The sequence below is a fragment of the Nostoc sp. genome, from assembly GCF_036916575.1.
In the GTDB taxonomy this organism is placed as follows: Bacteria; Cyanobacteriota; Cyanobacteriia; order Cyanobacteriales; family Nostocaceae; genus Nostoc.
Genome location: NZ_JBALGC010000147.1, coordinates 28,027 through 43,517 on the forward strand (window position 1 = coordinate 28,027; position 15,491 = coordinate 43,517).

Below are 15,491 nucleotides of genomic sequence, written 5' to 3' on the forward strand. Positions count from 1 at the left end.
CGATGTAAATAGTTGAGCGGTGGTGTCAGGAATATGAAATTAAACAAAAAAGATGGAATAAGCTGGGTGCAATTTGTCGGAATATTGGTATTGTCCTGGATGATGCAATCTGGTGTGGTGCGAGGTCTAACGACAAGCTGCTTTGCATCTACGCAACCAGCACCAATTATTAAAATCCCGTACCTGAGTGAGATTGACCATCCACTCACCAGTGCCGAAAAACTTTTACAGTCTCCAACATCACAATTAGTTCAGATTACGGGAGTCAAAGCTAATCCCACCGATAAAGGTGTAGAGATTATTTTACAAACTGCTTTTGGGCAACAGTTGCAAGTTACAAATCGCAGTACTGGTAATAATTTTATTGTCGATGTATCTGGTGGGCAATTGCGTTTACCTTCGGGCGAGGCTTTCACATTTCATTCAGAAAAACCGCTCGCGGGAGTTACAGAGATAACAGTAACTAATATTAACACGAATACTGTACGATTGACGGTGGTAGGTGAGAAGGCTTTGCCTACAGTTGAGTTATTTGATGATAATGCCGGGCTAGTTTTTGCGGTAGCATCAGAGGCAACGGCGACTTCTCCACAACAGCCACCCGAAACACCTCAAGCTAGTCAGCCACAAAACCAGACACAGCCAAGTCAACCGTCAACTAGTGGTGATGAACCGATTGAGTTGGTGGTCACAGGCGAACAAGATGGATACAATGTGCCAGATGCCTCAACTGCTACTCGAACCGATACACCTGTGCGGGATATTCCTCAGTCGATTCAGGTAGTTCCCCAGCAGGTACTAAAGGATCAACAAGTCATTCAAGCTTCAGAGGCGTTGCGTAACGTTAGTGGTGTCCAACAGTCAATACCATCTGGCGGCAGTGCTGAAGACATATTTTCCATTCGTGGTTTTGAGCAAAGCGTTAATCTACGGGATGGTTTTAGAGACACTGACCAGAAATTGGTGGAAACCGCTAATTTAGAACGCATCGAGGTACTCAAAGGACCCGCTTCAGTACTGTACGGCAATGTAGACCCCGGTGGAGCGATCAACTTTGTCACCAAACAACCACTCAGAGATCCTTTTTATTCTTTGGGAGTGCAAGCCGGAAGTTTTGGTCTAGTTCGACCGACTGTGGATCTATCAGGGCCGTTAAACCCAGAGCGTACACTGCTCTATCGGTTAAATGCGGTTTATCAGCATGGCGGGTATTTTCGGGACTTAGACCAAGAAATTGAACGTTATTTTGTCTCGCCTGTATTGAGTTGGAAAATTGACGATCGCACGAACCTGACCCTGGAATTTGAACATTTAGATGAAAAGCGACCTCTTGATGACGGACTGATTGCCTTTGGTAGAGGAGTTGCAAATATTCCCTTTGATCGGGTTCTAAATGAAAGGGATGATAATTTCAGCCGAACACAGGACACGGTGGGATACCGTTTAGAACATGATTTGAGCGAAGACTTGAAGCTTCGCAGTCGGTTTCGATTCACTGTAAGTGACTCCCGATACCGTAGTGCTTCCGCTGGAAGCTTAAACGAGCAGACTGGGGAACTGAGTAGAAACTGGGCTGATATCCCGGTTAATTTCAAGAACTATTTGCTGCAAAATGATTTAGTTGGGAAGTTTTCTACTGGCTCGGTCAAGCACACGCTTCTGTTTGGTGTTGATTTGGAAAGGACAACAAATAATATCGATTATCACGTTGCTCCTGCTCCTAGCATTAATATCTTTAACCCCGTTTATGGAACCGTTCCTCGTCCCAATCGAGATCAGCTTCCAGTAGTTTATGCGATCAATAATCAAACAAATTTTTTGGGCATCTTCTTGCAAGATCAAGTGGCGCTCACTGACAATTTAAAATTGCTGCTGGGAGGACGCTTCGATTTAGTTGATCAAAAGTCTACTTCAGATCAACAAGATGATGCCTTTACACCACGAGTTGGGATCGTCTACCAACCGATTCAACCGATTTCCCTCTACGCTAGCTTCAGTAAATCATTCCAACCCAATTCAGGAACTCGTGTTGATGGTTCACTGCTCCCACCAGAACGTGGGACTCAGTATGAAGCAGGTATCAAAGGTGAATTTCTTAACAATCGGTTGACAACAACCCTAGCTGCCTACGAAATCACCAAGAGTAATGTCGCTACAACCGATCCTAACAATACAAATTTTGTTATTCCGGTTGGAGAGCAGAGAAGTCGCGGCATTGAGTTGGACATTGCAGGCGAGATTCTTCCCGGCTGGAATATCATCGCCTCTTACGCCAACACCGATGCCAAAGTTACAAAAAGCAACAATGGGCAACAAGGAAACCAACTCTACAACGTACCATATAACGCTGCTTCTTTGTGGACAACCTATGAACTTCAAACCGGGAATTGGAAAGGGCTAGGCTTTGGCTTGGGTTTGTTCTACGCTGGCGATCGCCAAGGGGATCTGGCTAACGACTTTAAAGTAGATAGCTACTTGCGTACTGATGCCAGCATTTTTTATCGGCGAAATAACTTGAGGCTTGGTCTGAACTTCAAGAATCTTTTTAATGTTGACTACATTGAAGCTAGCCGAACTAGAACCACTGTTAACCCTGGTGCGCCGTTGACGGTACAAGGCACGATTTCGTGGGAGTTTTGAACCTGGATTTCTCACCTTTTCTCCCTAGAAAAGGTTCGGTATTAATTTGTATTGACAGTGGTGTAAGGAGTATAAAAGTGAACAAAAATAATCGGTTAAACTTCCTGAGATTGGCAGCAGTACTAACACTATGCTGGATGATGCAACCTACTGCGGTGCAAGGTCTGACGACAAGATGCTTCTTTACGAGACGCTTCGCGAATGGATCTACGCAACCAGCACCAATTACTAAAATCCCGTACCTGAGTGAGATTGACCATCCTTTAACCAGTGCCGAAAAACTTGTACAGTCCCCAACACCAGAATTAGTTCAAATTACAGGAGTCAAAGCTAATCCCACTGCTAAAGGTGTGGAGATAATTTTACAGACTTCCCTTGGGCAACAGTTACAGGTCATAAACCGTAGCACTGGTAATAATTTTATTGCTGATATTCCCAATGCTCAACTAAGTTTATCTACTGGTGAGGCTTACACATTCCGCTCGGAAAAACCATTAGCGGGAATTACTGAAATTACAGTTACAAACTTAGATGCCAATACTATCCGAGTGACAGTGACGGGGGAAGCTAGTGTGCCAGTAGTTGAGTTGTCTGATAGTCCCACTGAAGGGTTGATTTTTGAGGTGGCATCTTCCACGCAATCACCACCAGCCGAAAATCAGCCCACGAGTGAAATTCAACCAAGTCAACCATCAGCACAGCGTGATGAACCAATTGAGTTGGTAGTGACGGGTGAGCAAGATGGGTATAAAGTGCCTAATGCGACAACTGCGACGAAAACTGACACGCCTATCCGTGACATTCCCGCCTCAATTCAGGTTATCCCGCGGCAAGTGCTGGAGGATCAACGAGTGACGCGACCGAGGGAAGCAGTTCAGAACGTCAGTGGGGTGACTCCTAGCGGATCAGGTTCTCAATCTACGGTTGGTGAAACTTTTATTTTCCGAGGGTTTGCGGCGGCCGACACTGGTAGTACTTTTGTCAATGGTTTTAAGCGATCCGGCTTCTATTCTCGTGATATAGATGTCGCAAACATTGAACAAATTGAGCTTCTCAAAGGACCAGCATCCGTCCTTTATGGTCAGGGCGAACCTGGTGGTCTTCTCAATATCACAACCAAGCAACCTCTTGCAGAACCTTATTATGCAGTTGAAGGAACCATTGGTAACTTTGATTTTTACCGTCCGACATTTGATATTTCCGGTCCACTCAACGCCGACAAAACGATTCGCTATCGCTTGAATGGAGCTTATGAAAACTCTGGTAGCTATGTTGATTTTGTGAAAACGGAGCAGGTATTATTAGCACCCGTGATTAGTTTTGAACTGGGCAAGAATACAACTTTGACCTTGGAAGCGGAATATCTCGATCTCTCCAAAGTAGAGTACTTGGGTATTCCGGCGGTTGGTTCTGTTCTTAAGAGTCCCTTTGGACGAGTTCCTCGCTCTCGATTTTTAGATAACCCAGATTTCAAGCTAGAACGTGATTTTGTTGGGCTTGGTTATCGCTTTCAACACAAATTCAACGAGAACTGGTCAATCCGCAATGGGTTCAGAGCCGAACTTGAACATTTTGATGAGCCTTTTTCCTATATTTTAGGACTGCAACCAGACAATCGAACGGTAAATCGTGCCTTTGCCCTCACTGAAGCTCATTCAGAGACTTACTTTTTACAAACAGATGTGATTGGGAGGATTCAAACTGGCACTATTAAGCAGGATTTGCTCTTCGGTGTGGAGTTAGGGCAAACTGATTTTATCAGAGATGGCTTCACCCCAACTGCCGCTTTGCCAACTATCGATTTATTTAACCCGAACTATAACCAACCTGACATTCAACGTGGCGCGACGAAAACCTTTGCAGAGAGACGGCATCAAGACTTGCTTGGTGTCTATGCTCAAGATTTAATCTCAATCGGAGACAAAGTAAAAATTTTGCTGGGCGGACGCTTTGATATTGCGGCTGCCTCCCAAAAGGACAGGCTAACTGGTGTTTCACTCGATCAGGAAAATAGCGCCTTCAGTCCTCGTGTGGGAGTAGTTTATCAACCCCTGCCGCCAATTTCTTTATATGCCAGTTATAGCCGATCTTTCCAACCCTCTCGTGCGTCCTCCAGAAACGGAGATAGCAAACCATTTGAGCCAACTGAAGGTGAACAATTTGAAGTCGGGGTGAAGACAGAATTTCTCGATGGCAGACTTGCAGCAACACTGGCGGCTTACCAACTTACGAAACAAAACATTGTCGTCACCGATCCAGACAATCCGCGATTTAGCCTCCAGCTAGGTGAACAACGCAGCCGGGGCATTGAGTTTGATGTCGCTGGAGAAATCTTGTCAGGTTGGAAAATCATTGCCAGTTATACCTATATTGATCCTGAAATTACTGAAGATACCAGACCAGGGTACAAGGGAGATCAACCGAATAATGTTGCCCGAAACAGTGCTTCTTTATGGACAACCTATGAAATTCAAACTGGAGGTTTGAAAGGTTTTGGATTTGCAGGCGGATTGTTTTTTGTGGGCGATCGCCAGGGAGACTTACCCAATACGTTTACATTACCCAGCTATGTGCGAACGGATGCAGCAATCTTTTACCGTCATGATAACTGGCGAGTCGGGCTGAATTTTAAGAATTTGTTTGATATTTACTATTTTGAAAGCGCTAATAGTAGAAACGGTGTGTTTCCTGGCGCGCCGTTTACAGTTCTGGGAACAGTTTCGTGGCAGTTCTAACGTCCAAAAATTTACTCCTTAATGACAAAACCCCAGTATGAATTATGAAAGCAGTTGCAAACTGCTTAAACCACAAGCTTTTCCGTGTTCCTGGCAATGTTGCCAGGATGGAAAATCATTGCCAGTTATACCTATGTAGTCTCAAAGGACTAGCCCTTTCAAGGTGACTTGTAAAATCCTTTTTTTCTTTCAGCGCCCTCTGCGCTGGGGCGGTTTAAAAGTAATTTATTTAACCGCCCCAGGCACAGAGAACACAGAGTCAAGAGATTAAAGAGGAATTTCTTAACCAAAGCTTTTATCCACCTTGAAAGGTTTATCTCAAAGAACTTGGCTTTGGTTTGGGATTATTCTACGTGGGCAATCGCCAGGCAGATTTAGACAATTCCTTTAGACATAGAGGTAAAATTAATTCTGCGTAGACATCTAAGGGGATTTTGCACATTTGGGATGCTCCCGTTTTAGAGAGGGCGAGAAATTAGCAATCAATTATTTTCCGTGAATTCGGGCAGTCGTTGATTGAATTCGGGCAGTCATTTATTGAATTTGGGCAACCACCAAGAATTTACAGCAGAATCTCTGTTCAAAGAGGTGATACCAATTCACTAAAATAATGAAACAAATGTAAACCCTCAAAGCCTTGCTGCATCTAAGTTATTGAATTGCGTTAGCGCAGCGTAAAGCCTTCTCTTCTCTTTGAGAGACGAAGACAGCCAACGAGAGGCTTGTCTGCGACACGCTCCGCGTAGCTTGCTTGGACGTAGGAGTACGCCAACGGCATAGCTTCTCTTCTCTTTCAGAAACGAAGACAGCCAACGAGAGGCTGCGCCAACGCTTAGAGCGAGTCCGCGTCCCTTGCGCGTCTCGTAGAGAGCGTCATTGCGAATTGCCAATTGTGAATTGGTATGAGCTGTTTACAATTGTAGGCTCCATCAGTTGCGAGTTTTGACTTCTGCGATCGCTCTTGCCTGATTCATTATTGTCAACATTATCTGTATGCTTAATAAATATAATTCTCATTTAAATGCAGCATAGAGGTAATGGTAGTAACAATTTCACACCAAGTTTACTGGGAACTCTTTGATGAAAATGCCGATAATATCAGTAAATTTGACCCTAATGATGACTTAGACATTATTTACAACTATCCTCAGCAATTAGGTCAAGGTTACTCACGATTTATTTGGCTACGCCAAGGAATCGAGTTAAACATTGGCAACTACCACAACTTCGATGGAATAATTACTCATCTTCCGGAACGGGAACATCCCCTAGAATACAATTTTCAACTCTGTGGAAGTTATACAATTCCATTTTTCTCTGTTAATACCAAAAAATATGGTTTTTACGGTAGTGGAATTGCACCGCAAGAATATTGTAAATCATCTCCAGGAAAGCAGATAGAAATTAATGTTCACATAGAACCAGAGGTTTTTCGTTCATTTATTGGCGATTAATCGGGAGATTTACCAACAGAATTACAGCATTTAATTGCAGAAGAAAATCGGATTTATTACCAAAATTCTGGAAAAATTACTCCTCAGATGCAAGCCTGCTTACAGCAAATTTTACAATGTCCTTACTACGGCATTACTAAACGCATGTACTTGGAAGCAAGAGTTTTGGATCTAATGGTGTTATTAGTGGAACAAGAGATAGAAGCGCGAAAAGGTAAAAATTCGACTCATTCTCTGAAATCAGATGATTTAGAACGTCTATACCACGCCAAAGAAATTTTATTACAAAATCTTGACAATCCTCTTTCTTTGGTAGATTTGTCACGACAAGTAGGTTTGAATGAATGTACTTTTAAGCGGGGTTTCCGTCTCACCTTTGGCACAACTGCTTTTCACTACTTACATCATTACCGCCTCGAAAAAGCACGACAACTATTGCAAACAGGAGATATGAATGTTGTAGAAGTAGCGCGAATAGTGGGTTTTGCTAGTCGCAGTTATTTTGCATCTGCTTTTAGAAAAAAATTTGGAGTTAATCCTAAAGAATACCTAACTATCCGAAAGAATTCCCGCTAGCGTTCAAAAAATTCCCTCTAACGACCATAGTTCACTTTCACACACTAAAGCACTCCTGTAAGCTTCTTAATGGGACTTAAACAAAAAACATCCATAAAATAGCCTCAAATCTATATACACAAAGACTTTGACATCGTTAGGCTTAGTTTCTTGATATATCTGGGTTTGAGCCATTTTTGAGTATTTGGTGTATTTCTCTTACCCTGTATGGGTTTGAGGCTTGTTTGTCCCGAAAAAATGTTTAAGTCCCGCTAGTTATTTCCTGACTGAGGCGGCTATCTTCTATAAGCAAGATAGATTCCGGGCAGCAGTTAATGTTAAGAATTTGTTTGACGTTGACTATTTAGAATCTTCTCAGGGGAATCGGCTGAATCTTTATTATGGCGATCCGTTGACGGTGCAGGGCACAATTTCTTGGGAGTTTTGACGGGAGCCTCAGCTTTCGGTTACTGCTTTGCTGAGTTGTTTATGCTAAAAGACACTATTTCTTAACAATAGTTGAGAGTATGACCATTCATCTAAGAGAGAGAAAATAATATTAAGTTGGGGCGATCGCTCAAATTCCTGTATTCTCCTATATAGAGCTAGATACAAATAATTATCAACTAGCAAGCTGTATTTGGAAAATCTGGTTGGGTGTGGAGTGATGATAAATCAGTTGCAACAAGTGGTGTTGATCGTAAGTACCCTGTTTGTCTTGGGTATTCAGGCTGGGTTGGCACAAACGCTACAGCAGAAATCTACTATTGCTAATATCCTTAGTATCCGCAAACTTAAACGGACGCTCACTAGCGCCGAAATGTTAGTGCAGTCGCCTGCACCACAAAACCTCCTTTCGCCAGGGGCAAAACAGGGGGGTGAAATTGTGCCAATAACGGGGGTGAAAGCTAATCCCACTGATAAAGGTGTGGAAGTGATTTTAGAGACACCTGTTGGGAATCAACTGCAAGTGACAAATCGCAGTACTGGCAGCAATTTTATTGTTGATGTATCTGGGGGTCAATTACGTTTACCTTCGGGAGAGGCGTTCACATTCCGTTCGGAAAAACCACTTGCGGGAATTACTCAAATAATAGTAACAAATATTGATGCAAATACTGTGCGAGTCACAGTGATAGGTGAGAAGGCTTTGCCTACAGTTGAGTTATATGATGATAATGCAGGTCTGATTTTTGCAGTAGCAACTACAGCTACGGCGACTTCTGGACAACAGCCACCTCAAGCGCAGCAGCCCCAAAGCGAGACACAGCCAAAACCATCAGCTTCTGGTGATGAGCCGATTGAGTTGGTGGTGACAGGGGAGCAAGATGGATATCGCGTTCCCAATGCCTCAACTGCCACCAAAACCGATACACCCCTGCGCGATGTACCTCAATCGATTCAGGTTATACCGCAACAAGTAATTCAAGACCAGCAAGCCAACCGACTAGTTGATGCAATCAAAAACGTACCAGGCGTGGTACAGGGAGGAAGCTCTCCGCGCACCTCCAGTGACAGTTTTTTGATTCGGGGTTTTAACGTTGCGGATATCTTGAAAGATGGACTTCAGGATCGTACATTAACCTCTATTGGCTACGATCCAGTTACAGTTGACCGCATCGAAGTTCTCAAAGGACCTGCCTCAGTTCTGTTTGGGCAAGGGCAGCTAGGGGGCATTGTTAATGTCGTCACGAAATAGCCCCTGCGGGAACCCTACTACTTCCTGGAAGGCTCTGCTGGGAGTTTCAATTCTTATCGAGGGGCGATTGATCTATCAGGTCCAGTGAATGCTAATAAAACAGTGCTGTATCGTTTAGGAGTTGCCGCCCGGACGAGCGAAAGCTTTCTTGATTTCTATGACCAACAGCGGTACAACGTGGCACCCTCTTTGACCTGGCAGATCAACGACAGAGCCAAGCTCACCCTGGCAGCAGAGTATTACGAAGCGAAAGGACCCATCGATTTAGGTATTCCAGCCCAAGGCACTGTCCTGCCGAATCCTAACGGTAAGATTCCGCGCAATCGCGTCGTCGGTGAACCTGGAATTGAGGATTTCAATAGTCGAGCCTATCGAGTTGGTTATGACTTTGGGTATCGCTTTAGCGATAACTGGCAACTGCGGAGTGCCTTCCGCACCTCATTTCTCCGTCAAGATAGGGACTTCATTACTGGCAACCTAGCAGCCGATCAACGTACTTTTGCTCGATTTTACAACACAGCGAGCTTCAATGATGATGTCTACAATTTCGATACTTATGCGGTCGGCAAGTTTGCTACTGGCAGTATCCGGCATCAAGTAGTAACAGGATTCAATCTATCCAGAGAAGATACGTTTGTCACCAATTCTGGTAGTGCGATCGCATCCCTCGATCTATTCAATCCCCAATACGGTAGTCAGCCAGCCAGACCTACCGCCCGTCTCTTAGACTATCGCATCAGAAATGACGCACTGGGACTTTATATTCAAGATCAAATCACATTGTTAGATAATCTCAAGGTACTGTTGGGTGGACGTTTCGACATTGCCAATAACGATTATCAACGCTTAGATATTGTGCTGGGTGGTTTCCAACAAAATGAAGCATTTAGTCCCAGAGTTGGCATTGTCTACCAACCGATTCCAGCCGTTTCTCTCTACGCCAGCTACAGCAGATCATTTTTACAAGCAGGATTTATCAGTCGGGCACAAGCCGAGCCAGAGCGCGGTACTCAATACAAAGTGGGCGTTAAGGCGGATTTGAATAACCGTCTTGCTGCAACTCTGGCATTCTATGACCTGACGCGCACCAACTTGCCCACCCAAGATCCCAATAACCCATTGCTCTCTATTCTGATAGGAGAACAGCGCAGCCGAGGTATAGAGTTTGATGTCACAGGAGAAATCTTGCCGGGATGGAACATGATCACGGGCTATGCTTATACCGATGCCGAAATTACCAAAGACAATACACTTACAGTGGGCAATCAGTTGAACAACGTTCCAAAAAACGCTTTCAACCTGTGGACAACCTACGAAATTCAAAGGGGCAACTACAAGGGATTGGGGGTTGGGTTGGGATTCTACTTTGCAGGCGACAGGCAGGGAGATTTAGCCAACACGTTTCAATTGCCGAGTTATAGCAATCGCCAAAGCCGTTAGGACAGTTTGCGGAAAACGCGTTTTCAACAGCGTACTTTGTGATTTTATTGCTGTCCTAAGCTCACTGTCCGTTGCTATATTTCCGCACCGATGCTTCTATCTTCTATAAACGAGAAGGATTGCGGGTGGGACTCAATTTCAAGAATTTGTTTAATATCGATTATTTTGAATCTGCCCAGACTCAGAATCGCGTTTTCTATGGCGATCCGTTCACAGTGCAGGGCACGATTTCTTGGGAGTTTTAACACATACAGCTATCCAACATTTTAGGCGATACTCTTTATGTCACTTCTCTACTCTAGGCTACGCCTTAAACGTAGCTATGCCGTAGGCTTTATGCGATCGCATTAGTTCAATATCGATTATTTTGACTCTGCCTCGTTTTGGGATCGCGTTTTCTATGGTGATCCGTTCACGGTACAGGGCACGATTTCCTGGGAGTTTTGACCAAACAAGGCAAAAGAAAGAAAAAGAAAATTTGTGTTTCGCGCAGCCGGAAGCAACTTCTGTCGTCTTGGAAGTAACTTCTGCCATGACGAAACCGTGTTTCGCGCAGCCAAAAGCAGCTTCTGTGGTCTCGGAAGTAACTTCTGCCGTGACGAAACCGTGTTTCGCGCAGCCAAAAGCAGCTTCTGTGGTCTCGGAAGTAACTTCTGCCGTGACGAAACCGTGTTTCGCGCAGCCAAAAGCAGCTTCCGTCATCCCGGAAGTAACTTCTGCCGTGACAAAACCGTGTTTCGCGCAGCCGGAAGTAACTTCTGCCTTGACGTTTGTTCCAGCAGGCTACAAATTATTTTTTTAACAATAACCAATAATTTTACGTATGACAATTTGGGAAACAATTGTCCACTGTAGAGTTATGAGAAGTTTAAAAAATGAGTATCAATCTTGCCTATCCAAGATCCCAACAACTCATTGTTAACTTCTTGGGAGTTTTGACCATTTATAGGCTTCTGGTTGCTCCATTGTTTGTTAAGCACTCTCTGTTGATAGACATTATTTCTTAATAAATAGTTGAGAGCATTACCATCACTATTTGTCTTAAGCAGAGAAAATAATCTGAATTTGCAGCGATCGCTCAAATTCCTGTATTCTCCTATATAGAGCTAGATACAAATAATTATCAACTAGCAAGCTGTATTTGGAAAATCTGGTTGGGTGTGGAGTAATGATAAATCAGTTGCAACAAGTGGTGTTGATCGTAAGTACCTTGTTCGTGTTGGGCATTCAGGCTGGGTTGGCACAAACGCCAGAGCAGAAATCTGCCTTAGCTAATATCCCTAGTATCCGCGAACTCAAACGGACGCTCACTAGCGCCGAAATGTTAGTGCAGTCGCCAGTATTAGAAATTGTGCAAGTTACTGGAGTTAAGGCAAATCCCACCGATAAAGGTGTGGAGGTGATTTTACAGACAACTAGAGGCGAACAATTACAACTAATAAATCGCAGTACTGGCAATAACTTTATTGTAGATGTTCCCAGTGCTCAACTACGCCTGCCTAGTGGCGATGGATTTACATTTCGTTCCCAAAAACCACTTGCGGGTATTACCCAGATAACGGTAACAAATTTTGATGCCAACACGATTCGGATAACAGTGACGGGTGAGGCAGGTGTGCCAACTGTTGAATTGTTTGACAGTCCCAATGAGGGTCTGATTTTCAGCGTAGCCAGTACTGCACCTCGAGCGCAACAGCCGATGCAACCACAAACACAACAATCACCTACACAACAACAACCGCAAAACCAGACACAGCCAGAACCATCAGCTAGTGGTGATGAGCCGATTGAGCTTGTGGTGACGGGTGAACAAGATGGATATCGCGCACAGGATGCGTCAACTGCAACTAAGACAGATACTCCTCTACGTGATATTCCGGCTTCAGTTCAAGTTATTCCCCGCCAGATAATTGAAGACCGTGCTGTTACCCAAGTTAATCAAGCACTGCAAAATGTGAGTGGTGTCAATGCTTCTGCCTATCAAGGCGTTACCGATCAAATTAATATTCGCGGTTTTGATACTGGTAGCTATTTTAAAAATGGTAGTGCAAACCCTTTTCAATATGACCTGGTTACAACAGATAATTTAGAGCGGATTGAGGTATTAAAAGGGCCTGCGGGTGTTTTGTTTGGACAGGGTTCTCCCGGTGGAATCGTCAACCTAGTCACCAAAAAGCCACTGAACGAACCTTACTACAACTTATCATTCTCGGCAGGTAGTTTCGGTTTGTATCGACCTTCCTTAGATATTTCTGGGCCATTAAACGCAGATAAAACCCTTTTATATCGCTTTGTCGGCTCTTACGAGCAAACCCTCAGTTTCCGCGATGGAGTCAACCGCGAGAGTTATTTCTTTACGCCAACCGTGCAGTGGAACATTTCACCCGCGACAAAATTAACACTAGAGTTCGAGTTTATCGATGCTGATACTTCAGCTGACCCAGGTATTCCTTCTGTTGGTCGTGGGATTGCAGCGATTCCAATCTCGCGCTATTTCAGTGAAACCGATGGGATAAACGAACCTTTTGGTAAAAATAGTGTTCGCAAGTATAACTTGACTACCACATTAGATCATCAGTTTAACCAGAATTGGTCAGTTCGCAATACCTTCTTTGCTAAGTGGTTTGATCTCGGTCGCCTCTATCCACTATACACAGGTTTGAATGAAACAACCGGAGAGTTGACGCGTCGTACCTATGCTGGGGAGGGTCTTTACCGCAGTTATTTCAATAACTTAGATATTCTAGGTAACTTTAAGACTGGTTCGATACAGCATAAGTTGTTAACTGGGTTTGAGTATGGCAAGGAAATTAATACAGACTTGAAGTTTGGAGTTGGTGAAAGTGGTTCGTATCCATCGATTAATATCTTTAATCCCATTCGTTCCCCTGAGAGATATTCTCTGGACACACTTCCTATTACGACTAATCGTGATGAAAACAATACAACTTATGGTTTCTACCTCCAAGACCAGATTGCTTTTACTGATAATTTGAAGTTGTTGCTAGGCGGACGATTCGACAGTTTTGAACGAAATCAATTTGACCGATTGAATTCAACACCCACTGAAGCTAATTTCTCTGCTTTCAGTCCCAGAGTCGGAATTGTCTACCAACCCTTACAACCTGTATCGTTGTATGCCTCCTTTACAAAAGGTTTTGAGCCGAGTTATGCCACTCTAGCAAGTGGGGATGTTCCTCCACCCCAAAAGTCAACACAATATGAAGTGGGAACCAAATTAGACTTTGGCAAATTTGGTGGAACCCTGGCTTTCTATGACATTACAGAGACTAATATTCCCACAGCCGATCCGAATAACCCAGACTTCTCTGTTTTGACCGGAGAAGTGAAAAGCCGAGGGATTGAACTTGATGTATCTGGTGAAATTTTACCAGGATTAAATATGATTGCTGCCTATGCCTACAATGATGCTTTTGTCAGTAATGACAATAGTACTCCTGTAGGAAATCGGTTTGCCAATGCGCCCCGTAATACTGCCAGTTTATGGACAACTTATCAACTCCAGAGAGGAAATTTAAAAGGCTTGGGATTTGGTTTAGGCGTTTATTATGTAGGCGATCGCGCCGGCGACCTTGCCAACACCTACGTAATTCCTAGCTATCTTCGCTTCGACAGTTCAATTTTCTACCGACGAGAGAACTGGCGAGTGCAACTGAACTTCCGTAATTTGTTTAACACAGAATATTATCTAGGCTCACCAAATAGCGATCGCTTAGGTGTGATTCCTGGAGCACCTTTTAGTGTTGTGGGAACGATTTCTATACAGTTTTGAGAGGAAACCAATTTAACCAAGCATCCCAACTTTCTACTAGTTGGGCAAATTCTGCATAACCTGCTGCTCTGGGATGAGCGCCGTCATTAGCTCTTGCTTCATCTATCCAGATATTTGATTTTTCCAATATTGGAAAGACATCTAAATAAGGTACATTTAGTTCTTTGCAAATTAAAGTCAAATGTTGGGTTAAATCGGCGTTTCTCTGCCTTCTTTCATGGTCTTCTGGTTCTGCATATGGTGCTGGCCCAATCATTAAAATAGGATAGAACTGTTGTGCTTTACTTAAAATTTCATGAGCATTTTTGAGAGAATCTGCCAAGTTTACACGAGTTTTAGCATTTTCTACTCTGGTGTCATTTAATCCAAAAGAAAATACAACTCTACCATCATATTCTTTTGGCAAACGAAGTGATACTTCCTGTAACCAACGATTTGCTATATCAATACTCGTATCACGTCTGATTCCTAAATTATAGTAAGTAATGTCATAACCTCTTTTATTAGCATTAGCACATATTCTGCCTGTCCAACCAAGACATTCTGGGTCGCCAGTACCATTAACAAAAGAGTCACCAACAAAACAAATTCTTACTTCTGGTAGATGCTGTAATTCCATTTCCTAGCTTTTTAAAAAACATAGAGGCACACTAAGGAAAACGCAGAGAATAACTCCGCGCCCCTACCCTGCGGGAAGGCGAAGCGCCTATGCGTAAACCTCTGCGTGCTTTTGCGTTTCAAAACAAATCTAGTAAATAGGAGAGGCAGATAATTCTACCTCTCCTATTGCATAAACCAATTACTTAAAGCTTGCTAACTTTAGTATCTGTTGGTGTTGGGTTTGTGAACAAGAAAGCTGAGAATTTGGCACTGCTTAATGTTGTCAAAACCCACAACACGGATATAGCTGGTGTTGAATTGAGAACGACATGCTTGAACTTCGCTCAGTACTTCTTGAGTGGATCTAGCACCAAACAAAGGTAGCTTCCACATTGTCCAATATAATTCTGTTGGCACAGAAGTTTCGTTAAATTCGATCGCTGGAATGTAACCTTGATTCAAAATGTACTGGATCTGCTTGGAAATTTGAGCGTCAGACAAGGGAGGCAGATAAGAAAGGGTTTCGTAACGACGCTCTTTTGGTAAAGTTTGCATAGCTTTTGATAATGGGTTGC

At 43.5% G+C, this 15,491-nt stretch carries 13 protein-coding genes; 9 read left to right on the top strand and 4 right to left on the bottom strand.

The genetic code is table 11. From position 1 onward, the window contains the following. The first annotated feature begins 33 nt into the window (after positions 1-33). Positions 34-2,640, top strand: a complete 2,607-nt coding sequence (locus V7L29_RS32985) for a TonB-dependent siderophore receptor (protein ID WP_334738133.1) — start codon at positions 34-36, stop codon at positions 2,638-2,640. A 77-nt stretch (positions 2,641-2,717) separates the two neighbouring features. Further along, on the top strand, positions 2,718-5,375 hold the full coding sequence (locus tag V7L29_RS32990) for a TonB-dependent siderophore receptor (protein ID WP_334738134.1): 2,658 nt from the start codon (positions 2,718-2,720) through the stop codon (positions 5,373-5,375). 629 nt (positions 5,376-6,004) lie between these two features. On the opposite strand, the gene V7L29_RS32995 is transcribed toward V7L29_RS32990, so the two are convergent. Beyond that, positions 6,005-6,265, bottom strand: coding sequence for a hypothetical protein (locus V7L29_RS32995; RefSeq protein WP_334738135.1), 261 nt, complete (start codon positions 6,263-6,265; stop codon positions 6,005-6,007). A gap of 147 nt (positions 6,266-6,412) precedes the next feature. On the opposite strand from V7L29_RS32995, the gene V7L29_RS33000 reads away from it, so the two are divergent. From V7L29_RS33000 to V7L29_RS33025, 6 genes are all read left to right on the top strand, one after another. Beyond that, positions 6,413-6,829: a hypothetical protein gene (locus V7L29_RS33000; RefSeq protein ID WP_334738136.1), complete on the top strand. Its 417-nt coding sequence runs from the start codon at positions 6,413-6,415 to the stop codon at positions 6,827-6,829. A gap of 87 nt (positions 6,830-6,916) precedes the next feature. Further along, positions 6,917-7,405, top strand: a complete 489-nt coding sequence (locus V7L29_RS33005) for a helix-turn-helix transcriptional regulator (RefSeq protein WP_334738137.1) — start codon at positions 6,917-6,919, stop codon at positions 7,403-7,405. A 220-nt stretch (positions 7,406-7,625) separates the two neighbouring features. After that, positions 7,626-7,832 carry a hypothetical protein gene (locus V7L29_RS33010; RefSeq protein ID WP_334738138.1) on the top strand — a complete coding sequence of 69 codons (207 nt, stop codon included), beginning with the start codon at positions 7,626-7,628 and terminating at the stop codon, positions 7,830-7,832. A gap of 192 nt (positions 7,833-8,024) precedes the next feature. Next, positions 8,025-9,083 carry a TonB-dependent receptor plug domain-containing protein gene (locus V7L29_RS33015; protein WP_334738139.1) on the top strand — a complete coding sequence of 353 codons (1,059 nt, stop codon included), beginning with the start codon at positions 8,025-8,027 and terminating at the stop codon, positions 9,081-9,083. A gap of 66 nt (positions 9,084-9,149) precedes the next feature. Next, on the top strand, positions 9,150-10,523 hold the full coding sequence (locus V7L29_RS33020) for a TonB-dependent siderophore receptor (protein ID WP_334738192.1): 1,374 nt from the start codon (positions 9,150-9,152) through the stop codon (positions 10,521-10,523). Positions 10,524-10,594: 71 nt separating this feature from the next. Beyond that, positions 10,595-10,768 (top strand): hypothetical protein, encoded by a 174-nt coding sequence (locus V7L29_RS33025; RefSeq protein WP_334738140.1) that lies wholly within the window; start codon positions 10,595-10,597, stop codon positions 10,766-10,768. A gap of 58 nt (positions 10,769-10,826) precedes the next feature. On the opposite strand, the gene V7L29_RS33030 is transcribed toward V7L29_RS33025, so the two are convergent. Beyond that, on the bottom strand, positions 10,827-11,225 hold the full coding sequence (locus V7L29_RS33030; RefSeq protein WP_334738141.1) for a hypothetical protein: 399 nt from the start codon (positions 11,223-11,225) through the stop codon (positions 10,827-10,829). Between the two features lie 466 nt (positions 11,226-11,691). On the opposite strand from V7L29_RS33030, the gene V7L29_RS33035 reads away from it, so the two are divergent. Continuing rightward, positions 11,692-14,316, top strand: a complete 2,625-nt coding sequence (locus tag V7L29_RS33035) for a TonB-dependent siderophore receptor (RefSeq protein WP_334738142.1) — start codon at positions 11,692-11,694, stop codon at positions 14,314-14,316. Here the strand turns inward: V7L29_RS33035 and V7L29_RS33040 are convergent. Both V7L29_RS33040 and V7L29_RS33045 read right to left on the bottom strand, forming a co-directional pair. Further along, positions 14,303-14,935, bottom strand: a complete 633-nt coding sequence (locus V7L29_RS33040) for a GDSL-type esterase/lipase family protein (RefSeq protein ID WP_334738143.1) — start codon at positions 14,933-14,935, stop codon at positions 14,303-14,305. The genes V7L29_RS33035 and V7L29_RS33040 overlap by 14 nt on opposite strands. 200 nt (positions 14,936-15,135) lie before the next feature. After that, a complete protein-coding gene (locus V7L29_RS33045; protein ID WP_334693818.1) occupies positions 15,136-15,471 on the bottom strand; it encodes a ribulose bisphosphate carboxylase small subunit in 336 nt (111 codons plus the stop codon). Between the last annotated feature and the right edge of the window lie 20 nt (positions 15,472-15,491).

Excerpts from the sequence above, each read along its gene's own strand:
- V7L29_RS32985 (WP_334738133.1), top strand. The coding sequence starts at position 34 with ATGAAATTAAACAAAAAAGATGGAATAAGCTGGGTGCAATTTGTCGGA.
- V7L29_RS33000 (WP_334738136.1), top strand. The coding sequence starts at position 6,413 with ATGGTAGTAACAATTTCACACCAAGTTTACTGGGAACTCTTTGATGAA.
- V7L29_RS33005 (WP_334738137.1), top strand. The coding sequence starts at position 6,917 with ATGCAAGCCTGCTTACAGCAAATTTTACAATGTCCTTACTACGGCATT.
- V7L29_RS33030 (WP_334738141.1), bottom strand. The coding sequence starts at position 11,225 with ATGACGGAAGCTGCTTTTGGCTGCGCGAAACACGGTTTCGTCACGGCA.
- V7L29_RS33035 (WP_334738142.1), top strand. The coding sequence starts at position 11,692 with ATGATAAATCAGTTGCAACAAGTGGTGTTGATCGTAAGTACCTTGTTC.
- V7L29_RS33040 (WP_334738143.1), bottom strand. The coding sequence starts at position 14,935 with ATGGAATTACAGCATCTACCAGAAGTAAGAATTTGTTTTGTTGGTGAC.
- V7L29_RS33045 (WP_334693818.1), bottom strand. The coding sequence starts at position 15,471 with ATGCAAACTTTACCAAAAGAGCGTCGTTACGAAACCCTTTCTTATCTG.